The organism is Sphaerisporangium rhizosphaerae (assembly GCF_042665155.1).
GTDB classification, from domain to species: domain Bacteria; phylum Actinomycetota; class Actinomycetes; order Streptosporangiales; family Streptosporangiaceae; genus Sphaerisporangium; species Sphaerisporangium rhizosphaerae.
On sequence record NZ_JBHTCG010000032.1, the window covers coordinates 97839 to 112933 of the forward strand.

12 protein-coding genes are annotated in these 15095 nt (G+C 72.6%); 6 read left to right on the plus strand and 6 right to left on the minus strand.

From position 1 onward, the window contains the following. Nucleotides 1-7: 7 nt before the first annotated feature. On the minus strand, nt 8-1594 hold the full coding sequence (locus ACFQSB_RS32595) for a carboxyl transferase domain-containing protein (RefSeq protein WP_380830679.1): 1587 nt from the start codon (nt 1592-1594) through the stop codon (nt 8-10). Between the two features lie 87 nt (nt 1595-1681). Here ACFQSB_RS32595 and ACFQSB_RS32600 point away from each other — a divergent pair, with 87 nt between their 5' ends. The 4 genes from ACFQSB_RS32600 (at nt 1682) to ACFQSB_RS32615 (ending at nt 4810) form a co-directional block, all read left to right on the plus strand. Further along, nucleotides 1682-2278, plus strand: coding sequence for an SACE_7040 family transcriptional regulator (locus tag ACFQSB_RS32600; RefSeq protein ID WP_354839422.1), 597 nt, complete (start codon nt 1682-1684; stop codon nt 2276-2278). Between the two features lie 151 nt (nt 2279-2429). Beyond that, nucleotides 2430-2951 (plus strand): PadR family transcriptional regulator, encoded by a 522-nt coding sequence (locus ACFQSB_RS32605; protein WP_354839420.1) that lies wholly within the window; start codon nt 2430-2432, stop codon nt 2949-2951. Further along, nucleotides 2948-3934, plus strand: a complete 987-nt coding sequence (locus ACFQSB_RS32610) for an ATP-binding cassette domain-containing protein (RefSeq protein ID WP_354839417.1) — start codon at nt 2948-2950, stop codon at nt 3932-3934. The genes ACFQSB_RS32605 and ACFQSB_RS32610 overlap by 4 nt, the downstream gene beginning before the upstream one ends. 3 nt (nt 3935-3937) lie before the next feature. Continuing rightward, complete coding sequence (locus ACFQSB_RS32615) at nt 3938-4810, plus strand: ABC transporter permease (RefSeq protein WP_380830680.1); 873 nt, start codon at nt 3938-3940, stop codon at nt 4808-4810. Nucleotides 4811-4980: 170 nt separating this feature from the next. Here the strand turns inward: ACFQSB_RS32615 and ACFQSB_RS32620 are convergent, their stop codons facing one another. Beyond that, nucleotides 4981-6030: a hypothetical protein gene (locus ACFQSB_RS32620; protein ID WP_380830681.1), complete on the minus strand. Its 1050-nt coding sequence runs from the start codon at nt 6028-6030 to the stop codon at nt 4981-4983. 203 nt (nt 6031-6233) lie between these two features. Between ACFQSB_RS32620 and ACFQSB_RS32625 the strand changes: the two genes are divergently transcribed. Continuing rightward, the gene (locus tag ACFQSB_RS32625) at nt 6234-8447 is read left to right on the plus strand and encodes a thiamine pyrophosphate-dependent enzyme (RefSeq protein WP_380830682.1); all 2214 of its coding nucleotides are present in this window, start codon (nt 6234-6236) and stop codon (nt 8445-8447) included. A gap of 84 nt (nt 8448-8531) precedes the next feature. Here ACFQSB_RS32625 and ACFQSB_RS32630 read toward each other — a convergent pair whose 3' ends face one another. The 3 genes from ACFQSB_RS32630 to ACFQSB_RS32640 all read right to left on the minus strand — a co-directional run bounded on the left by ACFQSB_RS32630 (nt 8532) and on the right by ACFQSB_RS32640 (nt 10932). Continuing rightward, on the minus strand, nt 8532-9101 hold the full coding sequence (locus ACFQSB_RS32630) for a TIGR03086 family metal-binding protein (protein ID WP_380830683.1): 570 nt from the start codon (nt 9099-9101) through the stop codon (nt 8532-8534). 91 nt (nt 9102-9192) lie between these two features. Next, nucleotides 9193-10344, minus strand: a complete 1152-nt coding sequence (locus ACFQSB_RS32635; RefSeq protein WP_380830684.1) for a magnesium and cobalt transport protein CorA — start codon at nt 10342-10344, stop codon at nt 9193-9195. Between the two features lie 69 nt (nt 10345-10413). Next, nucleotides 10414-10932 carry a nuclear transport factor 2 family protein gene (locus tag ACFQSB_RS32640; protein ID WP_380830685.1) on the minus strand — a complete coding sequence of 173 codons (519 nt, stop codon included), beginning with the start codon at nt 10930-10932 and terminating at the stop codon, nt 10414-10416. A 693-nt stretch (nt 10933-11625) separates the two neighbouring features. Here ACFQSB_RS32640 and ACFQSB_RS32645 point away from each other — a divergent pair. Next, entirely contained in the window at nt 11626-12303 is a 678-nt protein-coding gene (locus tag ACFQSB_RS32645; protein ID WP_380830689.1) for a M50 family metallopeptidase, read from the plus strand. Nucleotides 12304-12347: 44 nt separating this feature from the next. Here the strand turns inward: ACFQSB_RS32645 and ACFQSB_RS32650 are convergent. Next, on the minus strand, nt 12348-15095 hold a 2748-nt coding region (locus ACFQSB_RS32650; protein ID WP_380830686.1), incomplete at its 5' end, for an SbcC/MukB-like Walker B domain-containing protein.

The following is a 15095-nucleotide window of genomic DNA, read 5'->3' on the forward strand; positions in this document are numbered from 1 at the left end:
GTCATGGTCACATCCGGAAGACGCCGTAGCCGATGGGGTCGAGGGGGGCGTTGGACGCCGCCGAGAGGGCCAGCCCGAGGACGGTGCGGGTGTCGGCCGGGTCGATCACGCCGTCGTCCCACAGGCGCGCGGTGGAGTAGTAGGGGTTGCCCTGCTCCTCGTACCGCTCGCGGATCGCCCGCTTGAACTCCGCCTCCTCGCCGGCGTCGCCGCCGGGCCGGACGGTCGCCAGGACGTTGGCCGCCTGTTCGCCGCCCATGACCGAGATGCGGGCGTTCGGCCACATCCACAGGAAGCGCGGCCCGTAGGCCCGGCCGGCCATCGCGTAGTTGCCGGCGCCGAAGGACCCGCCGATGACGACGGTGAACTTCGGCACCCGGGCGCAGGAGACGGCGGTGACCATCTTGGCGCCGTGCTTGGCGATGCCGCCGTGCTCGTAGGCCTTGCCGACCATGAAGCCGCTGATGTTCTGCAGGAACACCAGCGGGATGGCGCGCTGGTCGCACAGCTCGATGAAGTGGGCGCCCTTGAGCGCCGACTCGGCGAACAGGATGCCGTTGTTGGCCACGATGCCCACCGGGTGGCCGTGGACGTGCGCGAAGCCGGTGACCAGCGTGGGGCCGTACTCGGCCTTGAACTCGAGGAACCGGCTGCCGTCGACGACGCGGGCGATCACCTCGCGGACGTCGTAGGGGGTGCGGGTGTCGGCGGGCACGATGCCGTACAGGTCGCGGGGGTCGTGCGCCGGCTCCTCCGCCCGCGCCCGCTCCCAGGGGGCCGGGCCGGCCGGGCGCAGGGTGGCGACGATGTCGCGGACGATGGCGAGCGCGTGGGAGTCGTCGTCGGCGAGGTGGTCGGTGACCCCGCTGACCCGGGAGTGCACCTCGCCGCCGCCGAGCTCCTCGGCGGTGACCTCCTCGCCGGTGGCGGCCTTCACCAGCGGCGGCCCGCCGAGGAAGATCGTTCCCTGGCCGCGCACGATGACGGCCTCGTCGCTCATGGCCGGCACGTACGCGCCGCCGGCGGTGCAGGAGCCGAGGACGGCGGCGATCTGCGGAATGCCGCGCCGGGACATGGTCGCCTGGTTGTAGAAGATGCGCCCGAAGTGCTCGCGGTCGGGGAACACCTCGTCCTGCAGGGGCAGGAACGCGCCGCCGGAGTCGACGAGATAGACGCACGGCAGGTGGTTGTGGAGGGCGACCTCCTGGGCGCGCAGGTGCTTCTTGACGGTGATCGGGTAGTAGGTGCCGCCCTTGACGGTGGCGTCGTTGGCGACGACCACGCACTCGCGGCCGGAGACCCGTCCGACGCCGGTGATGATGCCCGCCGCCGGCGCCTCGTCTCCGTACAGGCCGGTGGCGGCGAGCGGGGACAGCTCAAGGAAGCGTGAGCCGGGATCGAGCAGCGTGCCGACGCGGTCGCGCGGCAGCAGCTTCCCGCGCTCGACGTGCCGGGCCCGGGACCGCTCGGGACCGCCCAGGGCCGCGACGGCCAGGCGCTCGCGCAGCTCGGCGGCCAGGCGCTCGTTGACCTCCGCGTTGCGCTTGAACTCCTCGCCGCCCGGACCCGCCGTCGTCCGGAGCACAGGGGCCATGGTCGCACGCACCTCCCTGGGTTAACGTCCGCTAACACCGCCTCGGATGTTAGTCACCATTAACTGATTCGTCTACCATTGCGCTTTATGACCGCTGTGCCGAGTCCTACCCGCGTTCCGAGCCCTCGCCGCAGGGAAATCCTCGACGCGGCGGCCGCGCTCTTCGCGGCCCGGGGCTTCCACGGGGTGTCGATCGAGGAGATCGGCGGGGCGGTCGGCATCTCGGGGCCGGCGCTCTACCGCCACTTCAGCGGCAAGGAGTCGCTGCTGGCCGAGATGCTCCTGGACATCAGCGAGCGGCTGCGCACCTCGGCCGTGGAACGCGCCACCCGGGCCGCCGACGGGCGAGAGGCCCTGGACGCCCTGCTCAGCGGGCAGATCGAGTTCGCGCTCGACCATCCGGCGCTGATCACCGTGCACGACCGCGAGCTCGGCAACGTCCCCGAGCCCGAGCGGCGCCGCATCCGGCGGCTGCAGCGGCTCTACGTCGAGGAGTGGGTGACGGTGCTGAGCGAGCTGTACCCCCGGGTGCCGCCGCCGCGGCTGCGCGCCGCCACGCACGCGGTGTTCGGGCTGCTGAACTCCACCCCGCACAGCGCCGGGGAACTGCCCCGCGACGCCATGGCCGCCCTCCTGCACGACATGGCCCGCGCCGCCCTGGCCGGCCTCGTTAACGGGCGCTAACTCCCATCCACCCGGCCGGCGGTCCCGCCGCGCCGCCATACGCCCGCCCTACACGGCGCGCCGTAACCTCCCCCATGTCCGAATTGGGGCTTGTCTCGTCAACTATCTAGATATATCGTTAACGTATCTCGATAGTTGGAAGATCGGTGAGATGGACGCTTGGAACTTCGCGGGTTCCCGGAGCCTGCCCGACGGGCCGCACTTCCCGCCGCGGGTGCGGCGCGGCGACGTACGGGCCGCCCTGCTGTCCCTGCTGGGCGAGGGGGCCCGCAACGGGTACCAGATGATCCAGGAGATCCAGCACCGCAGCCAGGGAGTCTGGCGGCCGAGCCCCGGATCGGTGTACCCCGCCCTGCAGCAGCTGGAGGACGAGGGGCTGATCACCGGCGAGGAGTCCGGCGGCAGCCGCACCTACGCCCTGACCGAGGACGGACGCCGGCACCTGGACGCCCGCGCCCTCGGCGATCCCTGGTCGGAGGTGGCGCGGACGCTGCCCGAGGACATGATGGAACTGCGGATGCTGTGGGGGCGGCTCGGCGAGGCGTTCGGCCAGCTCGCCCAGGTCGCCAGCCCCCGGCAGGTGGCGGCGGCGCGCGAGCTGCTCAAGAGCACCAGGCGGTCGGTGTTCGCGATCCTCGCCGACGACGGTGACGAGGAGGAGACGGAACGATGACGACAAGCGAGGAGCCCGCCGTCGCCGTACGGGGGCTGCGCAAGAGTTACGGCGACTTCGAGGCCGTGAAGGGCGTCGACTTCGAGGTGCGGCCCGGCGAGGTGTTCGGGTTCCTCGGGCCGAACGGCGCCGGCAAGACCACCACGATCAGCATGCTGTGCACGCTGGCCCGCCCGACCGGCGGACAGGCGTCGGTGGCCGGGCACGACGTGGTCAGGGAACGCGACGAGGTCCGGCGCAACATCGGGCTGGTCTTCCAGGACCCGACGCTGGACGGCTACCTGACGGCCGAGCAGAACCTGCGCTTCCACGCCGAGCTGTACGGGGTGCCGCGCGAGGCGGTCGCCGAGCGCATCAGGCAGGTCATGGAGATGGTCGCGCTCTGGGACCGCAAGGACGCCAAGGTCAACACCTTCTCCGGCGGCATGAAGCGCCGCCTGGAGATCGCCCGCGGCCTGCTGCACTCCCCCCGGGTGCTGTTCCTGGACGAACCGACCGTCGGGCTGGACCCGCAGACCCGCTCGGCCATCTGGGGCTACATCAACCGGCTGCGGCGCACCGAGGACATCACCATCTTCATGACCACGCACTACATGGACGAGGCGGAGTACTGCGACCGCATCGCGATCATCGACCACGGCGAGATCGTCGTGGTCGACTCCCCCGAGGCGCTCAAGGCCAGCGTCGGCAAGGACCGCGTCCAGATCCACACCGCCGACGACGAGCTCGCGATCACCTCGCTGAAGGAGCGCTTCGAGCTGGACGCCGCCCTGCGGGAGGGCGTGGTGACCTTCGCCGTCGCCTCCGGCGAGGCGTTCGTGCCCCGCCTGTTCGCCGAGCTGGGCGTGCCGATCCGCTCGGTCAACGTGTCGCGGCCCTCGCTCGACGACGTCTTCATGAACTACACCGGCTCCACGATCCGCGACGCCGAGGCCGAGGGCGGCGGCGCGTCGACGTGGATGCGCGCGATGGCGAGGAGGTAACCGATGACCACAGGCGTCACCGCTCCCGGAGTGGTCCGCGTGCGCGTCCCCGGGCGCAGCGTGCGGCACGACCTGCGCGCGGTCAGGATCGTCCTGCACCGCGAGATGCTGCGGTTCGTCAACGACCGCACCCGCATGGTGTCCACGCTCGTGCAGCCCGTGCTGTGGCTGTTCGTCATGGGCACCGGCCTCAGCACGCTGGTCTCGCGGGGACCGGGCGAAGGGGTCGACTTCCGCACCTTCATCTACCCCGGCGTGATCGCGATGACGGTGATCACGACGGCGATGTTCTCGGCCGGTTCCATCGTGTGGGACCGCGAGTTCGGCTTCCTGCGCGAGATGCTGGTCGCCCCGGTGAGCCGCGCGTCCATCGTGATCGGCAAGTGCCTGGGCGGCGGCATCGTGGCGACCGCGCAGGGCGTCATCATCCTGGCCCTCGCGGGCCTGGTGCACGTCCCCTACTCCCCCGCGCTGATCCTCACCCTGCTCGGCGAGATGTTCCTGGCCTCCTTCACCATCACCGCGTTCGGCGTGAGCCTGGCCGCCCGGATGAAGAACATGCAGTCCTTCTTCGGGATCATGCAGATGGCGATCATGCCGATGATCTTCCTGTCCGGCGCGATGTTCCCGCTGGCCAACCTGCCGGCGTGGCTGGCCGTGCTCACCAAGATCAACCCGCTGACCTACGCGGTCGACCCGATGCGCCACGCCGTCTTCAGCCACCTGAACGTGAGCCCCCGGGCCGTCGAGGCGCTCAACCCGGGCGTCCACTGGTTCGGCTGGCGGGTCACCACCGGCGTCGAGCTCGCGATCGTCGCGCTGATGGGCGCCGCGCTGCTCGGCGTCGCCATCGCCCAGTTCCGCCGCACGGACTGACCGCACGGACCGACCGCACGGACCGAGCGCACGCACTCCGGGCGGCAGGCGGGACGCGGACGGCCCGGGAGCAGGGCTCCCGGGCCGTCGTCATCTCAGATGATCGCCGTCTCCCGGCGATCGCCGTCGCGGGCGATCACCGTTTCCGGCGATCGCCCCGACCGCTGGTGCTACCGCTTCACCTTCACGTAGTCGGCCTTGCTGGTCGACGACTTGGTGTCATCGCCGCCCTTGAAGACGACCTTCCAGTAGCCGGAGTGCCAGGCCTTCACCTTGGTGGAGAAGGCGCCGGCGCCGTTGGTGCCGACCGTCTTGACGTACTCCCACTTGGAGTGGTGGGCCCGCTTGAAGTACAGCGCGACCTTCGTGTGGTCATAAGCCGTCCAGTGGTCGCCGTCCCACACCTGCAGCGTGCCCCGGTTGGTGAGGTACCTGCCGTACTTCACCGGCTCGGGGGAGGCGTTGAAGCGGACGACCCGCGTGGCGGCCGGCTTGACGACCTTGTGCACCGTCACGTGCTCCGGACGGCTGCTCGTCCCCCGGACGCCGGGGGCGCCGTCGAACGCGGCGCGGAACCAGCCCGACTCGACCGCCTCCGTGCTGATCCAGAACCGGCCGCCGCGGTCGGTCCAGTCGTGCCCGACGACCTTCCAGCGGCGGGAGCCGTCGGCCTTGAACAGCAGGTCGACCTTCTTGCCCCGGGAGCCGTCCCAGCCGCTCGCACGCTCGACCGACAGGCGCCCGCGGGCCACCAGCCGGTCACCCTCGTCGGCCGGGTCGGGGCCGATGCGGAAGTCCGAGAGGTGGGTGTGCCAGACCTGCAGGACGCGGAAGCTCTCGCTCGCCGTCCCGGTTCCGACGACGCTGGTCGCCTTGGCCGTGACGCTCCACCTGCCGGAGGCGTCCGACCGGGTGAACGTGCGGGTGCCCTGCCACTTCTGCTTGCCGTCGCTGTCGCCGACCTTCTTGGCCTCGACGTCGACGGTCGACCCGTCGGGCCGCTTCAGCGTGAAGCCGCCCGTGGTGGCCCCGTCGACCAGGAAGCTGAAGGTCACCGCCTTTCCGTCCTTGTCGTACACGACGACCGTGCTCGGGCTCACGTCCACCGAGGTCACGGTGGGCGCGGCCTGTGCCGTCGCCGAGGCCGGCGTGGACACCAGAGCGAGGGCTCCGGCGCCCAACGCCATCGTCACGACGATGGCGCGGATGCGTTGTAACACGGGGATCCGTCCTTCCCGTTGCCTTAACGCGGCTTGAGGGTGCCACGTCATTTCCTCTAGGTAGACGGCCGGGAGGTGGCAGTGGTTGGTCGATCTGACAAACTGTCAGTAACGTCTGTCAAATGGACCGATCCACTCGGACACCGGACCAGTCTCGGCAAGCCACGGGACGCGACCCGGTTCATGGCGACATAATCGGCCTTGTGGCCCGCGACACAGTAGAGACGCACTTCATCGAGTCGGTCGCCGCGATGGTCCCCGGAAACCGCCGCGATCCGGGCCTGCCCGTGCGAGCGGGCACGACGCTCACCGGCGCCGTGTGCCGCGACCTGTTCGAGATCCAGCTCGCCAGCCGGATGCTGGACATCGCCGCCCGCTGGCTCCGCGAGCAGGGCGAGGGCTTCTACACCATCGGCTCGGCCGGGCACGAGGGCAACGCCGCGGTCGCGGCGGCCCTGCGCGTCACCGACCCCGCGCTGCTGCACTACCGCTCCGGGGCGTTCTACCTCACCAGGTCCGCGCAGGCCGGCCGCCTGGCCGAGGAGGGGCTGCGCGACGTGCTGCTCGGGCTGACCGCCGCCGCCGAGGAGCCCATCGCCGGCGGGCGCCACAAAGTGTTCGGCCACCCCGGCCTGGCGGTCATCCCCCAGACCTCGACCATCGCCAGCCACCTGCCCCGGGCGGTCGGCGTGGCCTTCGCCATCGAACGGGCCCGCAAGCTCGGCGTCGCCGGCTCGCCCTGGCCCGCCGGGTCGGTCGCGGTGTGCAGCTTCGGCGACGCCTCCGCCAACCACGCCAGCGCCCTGACCGGGTTCAACACCGCCGCGTACTGCGCCTACCAGGGGCTGCCGCTGCCCATCCTGTTCGTCTGCGAGGACAACGGCATCGGCATCAGCGTCCGCACCCCCGGCGGCTGGGTCGAGGCGGCCGGCCACCCGCTGATCCCGCGCTTCACCGCCGACGGCTGCGACCTGCCGGACGCCTACGACGCCGCCCGCCAGGCCGTCGAGCACGTGCGCGCCCGCCGGTCCCCGGCCTTCCTGCACCTTCGCACCGTGCGCCTGATGGGGCACGCCGGCTCCGACGTCGAGTCCGCCTACCGCACGCCCCGCGAGCTCGCCGCCGACCTCGCCCGCGACCCGCTGGTCGCCACCGCTCGGCTGCTGGTACAGGCCGGTCTGGCCACGCCCGACGACCTGGCCTCGCGCTACGAGTCGCTGCGCGAGCACGTGCTGAAGCTCGCCCTCGAATGCACCCGCCGGCCCCGGCTGAGCTCCGCGCACGAGGTGATGGAGCCGCTCGCGCCCCGCCACCCCGCCCAGGTGGCGGCCTTGGCGGCGCGGCCCGCGGCCGACCGCGAGCCGCTGTTCGGCGACGTCCTGCCCGAGCGCGAGGGCCCGCTGACGCTCGCCCAGTCCATCAACCGCACGCTCGCCGACCTGATGGGCGCCCACCCCGAGGTCATGCTGTTCGGGGAGGACGTCGCCCGCAAGGGCGGGGTGTACGGGGTGACGCGGGGGCTGCTCAAGCGGTTCGGCGCGGGCCGGGTGTTCGACACCCTGCTCGACGAGCAGTCCATCCTCGGGCTGGCCCTGGGCTCGGCGGCCTCCGGACTGCTGCCCATCCCCGAGATCCAGTACCTGGCCTACCTGCACAACGCGCTGGACCAGTTGCGGGGCGAGGCGGCCACGCTGCGGTTCTTCTCCCAGGGGGCCTACCGCAACCCGATGGTCGTGCGCGTCGCCGGATACTCCTACCAGAAGGGGTTCGGCGGCCACTTCCACAACGATAACTCCGTCGCGGCGCTGCGCGACATCCCGGGCCTGGTCGTCGCCTCGCCCGCCCGGCCGGACGACGCGGCGGCGATGCTACGCACCTGCGTCGCCGCGGCCCTGGCCGACGGCGAGGTGTCGGTGTTCCTCGAGCCGATCGCGCTGTACAACACCCGCGACCTGATGGACGACGGCGACAACGGCTGGCTGTCGGCGTACGTCCCGCCCTCGCGGTGGGCCGAGACCCACGTGCCGATCGGGCGGGGCCGCTCCTACGGCGACGGCCGCGACCTCACCATCGTGACCTTCGGCAACGGCCTGCGCATGAGCCTGCGCGCGGCGATCCGGCTCACCGCCGAGGGGTACGGCTGCCGCGTGCTCGACCTGCGGTGGCTGTCGCCGCTGCCGGTGGAGGACCTGCTGCGCGCGGCCGACCTGACCGGCAGGGTGCTGATCGCCGACGAGACGCGCGCCTCGGGCGGGGTCTCCGAAGGGGTGCTCGCCGCGCTCGCCGACGCCGGCTACACCGGCCGGGTCGCCCGGGTGACCTCGCGGGACAGCTTCGTCCCGCTCGGCGACGCCGCCGCCCACGTGCTGCTGTCCGAGCACGACATCGAGGGCGCCGCCCGCAAGCTCCTCGGCTGACGACCGCGCCGCGCGGACATGGCGCTCCGCCGGCGGGCCGCGGCCCAGGGGTGGCGGCCCAGCGTGGCGACTCAGGGTGGCGACTCAGGGGTGGCGGCCGGTGAGGGCGAGGGTGCGGGTCTGCGGGTCGGCGTCGGCGGGCACCGGCACGGGCTCGTCGAACATGCCGCTGCCGGCGAGCGCGTCCTTCATCGGCAGCAGGTGCTCGTAGGCCGCGCTCATCACCCCCGGGTCCACCCGGTCGTCGGCGCCGAGGGCGCGGGCCAGGTCCCAGGCGTGGACGGCGAGATCAGCGGTCAGCTCCATGCAGTAGTGCCGGGCGCTCACCGTCCCGTAGGACAGGTGGACGTCCCGGTCGAGCGCGCCGGGCTCGGCCAGCGCCCGCTGCGCGGCGACGGAGGCGTCGGTCCAGCGGGCCACGGGGTCCTCGCCGAGCCGGTCGCCGGCGAAGCGGTCCCCCACACCGGCCACCGTCTCCCCGGCCAGCAGCGGCGGCACCCACAACTGCTCGACCACCAGATGGTTCACCAGGTCGCGGACGGTCCACTCCGAGCACGGGGTCGGAGCCCCCCACATGTCGCCCTCGACCATCCCCACCCGGAGCCCGAACTCGTCCATCGCGATGGCGTGCAGTTCCAGCAGGCGTTCCTCCATACGCGGGGACCTACCCCGAATGCGCGGCTCGTCCCTCCCGGTCCGGCCGGATCACGGCGCGGGCGGTCAGAGCCGGTCGCGGCGTGGGTGGTCAGAGCCAGTCGCGGCGCTTGAAGACCAGGTAGAGGGTGGCGCAGACCGCCCCCATGAGGGCGACGGCGAACGGATAGCCGTACACCCAGCCGAGCTCGGGCATATGGGTGAAGTTCATCCCGTAGATCGTGCCGACGAGGGTGGGCGCGAACAGGATGGCCGCCCAGGAGGAGATCTTCTTGACCTCTTCGCTCTGCGCGTAGCTCGCCTGGGTGACGTTCTTCATCTCCTCGTTCTGCGCCTGGCTGACCAGGGTGGAGTTCACGATGAGGATGTCCTGCAGCATCTGGCGGAAGTTGTCCACCCGCTCCACGACGGTGATGGCGTGGTCGGCCACGTCGCGCAGGTAGCGCTGCAGCTCGCCGTCGACGCCGTACTTCGGCGAGCCGGCGATGAGGCCGCTCAGCATGTCCAGCAGCGGCCGGGTCGCCCGCTGGAACTCGATGACCTCGCGCGACAGGGCGTAGATGCGCCGCGGCGCCGCCGGGTCGCCGCCGAAGACCTGCACCTCGATCTCGTCGATGTCCTTCTGCAGGCCGGCCACGACCGGCGCGTACCCGTCCACCACCGCGTCGAGGATCGCGTACAGCACCGCCTGCGGGCCCTGGCGCAGCAGGTCGGGGTCGTTCTCCATCCGGCGCCGCACCTTGCTCAGGTCGGGGGCCTCGCTGTGGCGCACGGTGAGCACGAAGTCGCCGCCGACGAACACGTGCAGCTCGCCGAACTCGACCTTCTCCGGCGAGTCGAGGTACTGCGCGGCCCGCAGCACCAGGAACAGCGTGTCGCCGTACCGGTCGGCCTTGGGCCGCTGGTGGGCGACGATGGCGTCCTCGACCGCCAGCTCGTGCAGGCCGAACTCCTCGGCGGCCTTGAGGATCTCCGAGCCGGCCGGCCGGTACAGGCCGATCCACGCCATGCTGCCCGGCCGCGCGCGCAGGGCCGTCACCGCCTCGGCCAGGGACGGCGGGGTGTCCACCCGCCTGCCGTCGACGTAGACGGCGTTGTCGATGACGCTCCGCTGCGCGGCCGGAGAGTCGTTCTCCTTCGGCCGGGGATCCATCGAATGCTCCGGGGCGACCTCGTGGTCGCCTCCCCGCACGACCGGCACGCGCATCAGATCCCTCAGCCCGCGCACACGACGATCCGACATCGGACACCTCCCCTGGACGCTCGGGGCGGTCGCGGACCTACGACCGGGTCGACTCGCCCGTGTCAGACCTTAACCCGATATGAGTGACCCATTTCGCAGGTACTCGTCGAGCCGGTGGCGCGCCCTGTCGCGGACCCTGCGGCGCAGCGCCGGAGCCCAGCCGACGAGCACGCCGGTGGGCCTGCCCAGCGCCAGCGTCGACCAGTGGCGAAAGTCGAAGTCGTCGTGATGGCGGACGATCAGCCCGTCCTCGAACCGGAACTGCGCGCTCACCTGGTTGACCACCTGCCTGCCGTTGCGCCGCAGGACGTAGTCGGCCGACCAGCTCGCGCCGCCGGAATGGTCGTCGGCCGTGACGTCCCAGGCCGCGATCTTGAGGTCGGTTACGGAGGCGAGGAGCATGCTCCACATGCCGACGACCTGGTCGCGGCCCTCCAGTTCGAGGAAGACCGGGTCGCCGAAGCTGATGTCCGGGTGGTAACACCGTCCCAGGGCGTCGGTGTCGCCGCGCGCGAAGGCGTCGAAGAAGCCGCGGATCACCTGCTGGTGCTCGGCGGGTCCCGTCGCCGGTGTACGGGAGTAGGGCACTCCTCCAGCTTAGAGGGCTTTTTCCCGAACGCCGATGCCGTTGCGCCGGCATCCTCCGAAAGCCGGTCGCCGATGACACCGAGCGCATCAGCGCGGGCCCCCGGCACCCCCAACCCCGTGGCCCACCCCGCCGCCTCCCCATCCCCGCCGCTCACCCCGCCGCTCACCCCGCCGCCTCCCCACCGCCCGCGGCTCACCCCGCCGCCTCCCCGTCCCGCGCGAGGCCCCACCCAGCGCGGTGACCGCATACGCTCACCGGGCGCGACTCTCCACCCGGCCACCTGCTGCACCGATCAGCGCGTGCCCACATACGTTCGTCCGCCGCGACTCCCCACCCGGCCACCTGCTGCACCGATCAGCGCGTGCCCACATACGTTCGTCGGCCGCGGCCCTCCATCCGGCCACGTGCTGCAGTGATCGGCGCCGGGTCGGCGGGTCGTGGTACGGCGATGCCGGCGCCTGTTACGGCGCCCGACCGCCGCCGCGCACCGTGCCGTCGGCCGGCGGGGATGCGGATCATCCAAGTCGAATCTTGTTCTGGCGGGACAGTGCGCGTGTGCTGTCGGCGGACATGCAAGGCTATGTCCGCGCGTTCTCGCGCGTGGCCGCCGGTGGCCTGGTCGATGGAGGTGGACCCTGCAGACGTTCAGCGCTCTCTGGGCACGGCTGACCACCGTGCAACCGGTCCCGCCCATGTGGATCGCCGCCCTGGCCGCGCTCGTCGTCCTCGGCGTGGTCGTGTACCCCACGTCGTGGCACATCTCCAGAGGCCTGATCACGATCGCGCACGAGGGAGGGCACGCGCTGGTGGCCGTGCTCACCCGGCGCAAGCTCCAGGGCATCCGCCTGCATTCCGACACCTCCGGGGTCACGCTGACCCGGGGCCGTCCCACCGGGCCGGGGATGATCTGCACGGCCGCCGCCGGGTACGTCGCCCCCTCGCTGCTCGGGCTGGCCGCCGCGTGGCTCACCGCCCTCGGGTACATCACGATCCTGCTCTGGACCATCATGCTGCTGCTCGCCGGCATGCTGCTGATGATCCGCAACGTCTTCGGAGTGGTGTCGCTCCTCACGATCGGCGGAGCGGTCTTCGCGCTGTCCTGGTTCGCCCCGGCGCACATCCAGGCGGTCGGCGCACAGCTCGTCGCGTGGTTCCTGCTGATCGGCGGCGTACGGCCGATCCTCGAACTGCGGAGCAAGCGCCGGCGCGGCCGGGCGCCCGACTCCGACGCCGACCAGCTCGCGCGGCTCACCCCGTTCCCGGGCGGCTTCTTCGTCTTCCTGTTCCTGCTGGTCTCCGGCGCGGCCCTGGTCATCGGCAGCTACCTGCTCACCCCTCTGGAGATCCTGGACCTGCTCAACGCCACCTGACGAGCGAAGGTCACCAGCGGGCCGGGGCGCCGGTCACCGCCGCGTCAGGATGGGACGACTGTCGCGAGGGTCGAGCCGAAGCGCTGTTTGGTGACCTTGAGCTGGGCGGGCACGCGGGCACGCAGCTCGCCGACGTGGCTGACGATGCCGACCGCCCGGCCGCCGTCGCGCAGCTCGTCCAGGATGTCGAGGACACCGTCGAGCGTCTCGTCGTCCAGGGTGCCGAACCCTTCGTCGATGAAGAGCGTGCCGAGCTCCACCCCGCCCGCCTCCGCGGTCACCACATCGGCCAGCGCGAGGGCCAGTGCCAGCGAGGTCATGAACGCCTCACCGCCGGACAGCGTCACCGGGTCGCGGTCGGCGCCCGTCCAGCCGTCCAGGACGCGCAGGCCGAGCCCGCCGCCGGAGCGCTTGCGGTCGGCCGCCGACTTGCGCACGTCGAACAGCAGGCTGTAACGACCGCCGGACATGTGGTCGAGCCGCTCGTTGGCGGCGTCCACGACCTGGCGCAGCCGCTCGCCGAGGACGAACGACGACAGGCGCATGTCGAGCCTGTTGTCGGAGGAGGTGCCGACGGCCAGCTCCGCCAGGCGCTTGGCCAGGCGGTAACGCTCCTCGGCGGGACGCCATTCGGCCAGGGCGGCTTCCAGCGTCGCGGTGAGCGCCAGCAGCTCGTCGTGCCGTCCTTCGGCCTGGTCGCGCGCGGAGGTGCGCGAGGCGTGCTCGCGTTCGGCGCGTTCGAAGTCGTCGGTGAGGGCGGGTAGATCGGGAGCGGGCGCGGCCGCCGCGGCCGCCAGCTCAGGATCGGCCAAAAGCCTGGTCACGGCGGCGCGTTCGGCGTCCAGCTCTCGCAACCGCGCGGCCATGGACTCGAGGCTCGCCGCCGGGCGCGTGGCCGCCCGCACGTCGGCGAGGCGCGCGAAGTCGGCGTCCGCGGCGGCGCTCTCGGCGCGTGCCACCGCGGCGTCCCGTTCGGCGCTTTCGGTGAGGGCGACGCGAGCGGTGTCCACGGCCTCCCGCAGCAGCTCGGCCTCGTCGGCGAGCCGGTCGACGCGAGCGGCGAGCGTGGCGTCCTCGCCCTTGGCCTCGGCCAGCCGGGCCGCCAGCCGCTCGGCGTCGGCGGCCGCGGTCCTCCCGGCCGCGCGCTCCGCGACGATCTCAAGCCCGAAGCGCGTGAGGCTCTCACCGAGCTTGGCGAGCTGCTCCTCGACACCGGTCAGCTCTTCGACCAGCGCGGCCTCCCCCTCGGCCGCCTCCCGCAGCCGAGCCAGCGCCGCCTCGGCCTCGCGCAGCATCTCCTCGGCCGCGGCCGCGCTCACCTCGCCTTCGGCCGGCGCCCCCTCGCCGGCGCGTTCGGACAAGGCGCGGGAGACGGCGGCGCGGGCCTCGGTGCAGGCGGTGGCCGCCTCGGCGACTCCTGCGGCGGCCTGGACGGCGGCGGCCAGCAGTGCGGTCTCGGTGGTGACGCGGTCGCGACGGGCGCCCACGCTGTCGTCGCCGCCGCGCGCGGCGGCGAGGAGCTCCCCCAGACGGTCGAGCTCGCGTCGCAGCCCGGCCTGGCCGGCGCGCCGCTCGGCGATCATGACGTCGAGCTCGCGGGCCCGGCCGGTGACCGCGTCCAGCTCGTCCTGGAGGCCACGGACCCGCGCCTCGATGCCGGGAACCTGATCGGCGATCGACGCAAGACGGGCCAGTTCGGCATCGGCCTCGTCGCGCGCCGCCAGCGCCGCGCCGACCGGCCGGCCGCCGGCGCGGAGGGTGGCGTCCTGGAGCCGCGCGGACAGCACCGCGGCCCTGCCCTCGGCCGCCTGGCGGGTCTCCTGCGCGGCGTCGGACTGCGCCTGGGCCGCCTGTTCGTCGTCGAGTGTCGGCGTGGACAGGGCCGGCGACGCGGGCGCGGGATGGTCGGCGGAGCCGCACACCGCGCACGGCTCACCGGGGAGCAGGCCGCGCGCCAACTCGGCCGCCATGCCGTCGATGCGGGCCTGCCTGATCTGCTGGAGACGGTCGCGCAGCTCCTGCGCCTCGTCGGTGGCCCGGCGCCGCTCGCCCTCGGCAGCCTCCAGCTCGGCCGTGAGCGCGTCGCGGCGCGACGCCTGCTCCAGCACGACCGCGGCGGCCTCGCAGGCGGAAGCGGCCGCCGGAACCAGCGCCGCCTCGGCCTGGGCCTCGGCGAGCCGTCCCGACGCCTCTTCCAGGCGGCCGGGAAGCCCGGCCCGCGCGTCGGCCAGGGCCGCTTCGCGCTCGGCCAGCTCGGCGAGCACCTCGTCGAGGGCGCGCAGCGCGGCGCGGGTCTCCTCGAACCGGGCCTCGTCGGCCCGGCGGAGCTCCAGCCCGGCCAGCTCGTCGCGGTGCGCCCGTTCGAGCGCGGCGAGCCGGTCGCGCAGATCGCGCACGACCTCTTCCACCGCGGCCGCGCCCTCCGCGAACTCCGTCGAGGAGATCGCCCCCCGCGCCACCTCCTCCAGCGGCCCCACCCAAGCCTGGGCCGCCCCAAGAGGCACTCCCCCGGCCGACAGGTCGACCCCTGCATCGGCGTCGGGCCCGGTATCGGCGTCGGTATCGGCGTCGGTGTCGGCCCCGGTGTCGAGCCCGGTGTCGGCCCCGGTATCGGCGTCGGAGGCTCCAGATGTCGTCCGCCGCGTCTGTTCCACCGGTGGTCTGGCGCCGGCATCCCCCGATCGACAGCCGGCGACAAGGGCGGTCGGCAGGGCGGCGAAGGCGTCCAGCAGGTCGGGTGCGGCGGCGGCGAGCCGCTCGGCGAGGTCGTCGCGGCGGCGGACGGCCGCAAC

Bases quoted from the DNA above. Each gene is read 5' to 3' on its own strand.
- ACFQSB_RS32595 (WP_380830679.1), bottom strand. From the start codon at position 1,594: ATGGCCCCTGTGCTCCGGACGACGGCGGGTCCGGGCGGCGAGGAGTTC.
- ACFQSB_RS32600 (WP_354839422.1), top strand. From the start codon at position 1,682: ATGACCGCTGTGCCGAGTCCTACCCGCGTTCCGAGCCCTCGCCGCAGG.
- ACFQSB_RS32605 (WP_354839420.1), top strand. From the start codon at position 2,430: ATGGACGCTTGGAACTTCGCGGGTTCCCGGAGCCTGCCCGACGGGCCG.
- ACFQSB_RS32610 (WP_354839417.1), top strand. From the start codon at position 2,948: ATGACGACAAGCGAGGAGCCCGCCGTCGCCGTACGGGGGCTGCGCAAG.
- ACFQSB_RS32615 (WP_380830680.1), top strand. From the start codon at position 3,938: ATGACCACAGGCGTCACCGCTCCCGGAGTGGTCCGCGTGCGCGTCCCC.
- ACFQSB_RS32630 (WP_380830683.1), bottom strand. From the start codon at position 9,101: ATGGAGGAACGCCTGCTGGAACTGCACGCCATCGCGATGGACGAGTTC.
- ACFQSB_RS32635 (WP_380830684.1), bottom strand. From the start codon at position 10,344: ATGTCGGATCGTCGTGTGCGCGGGCTGAGGGATCTGATGCGCGTGCCG.
- ACFQSB_RS32645 (WP_380830689.1), top strand. From the start codon at position 11,626: ATGTGGATCGCCGCCCTGGCCGCGCTCGTCGTCCTCGGCGTGGTCGTG.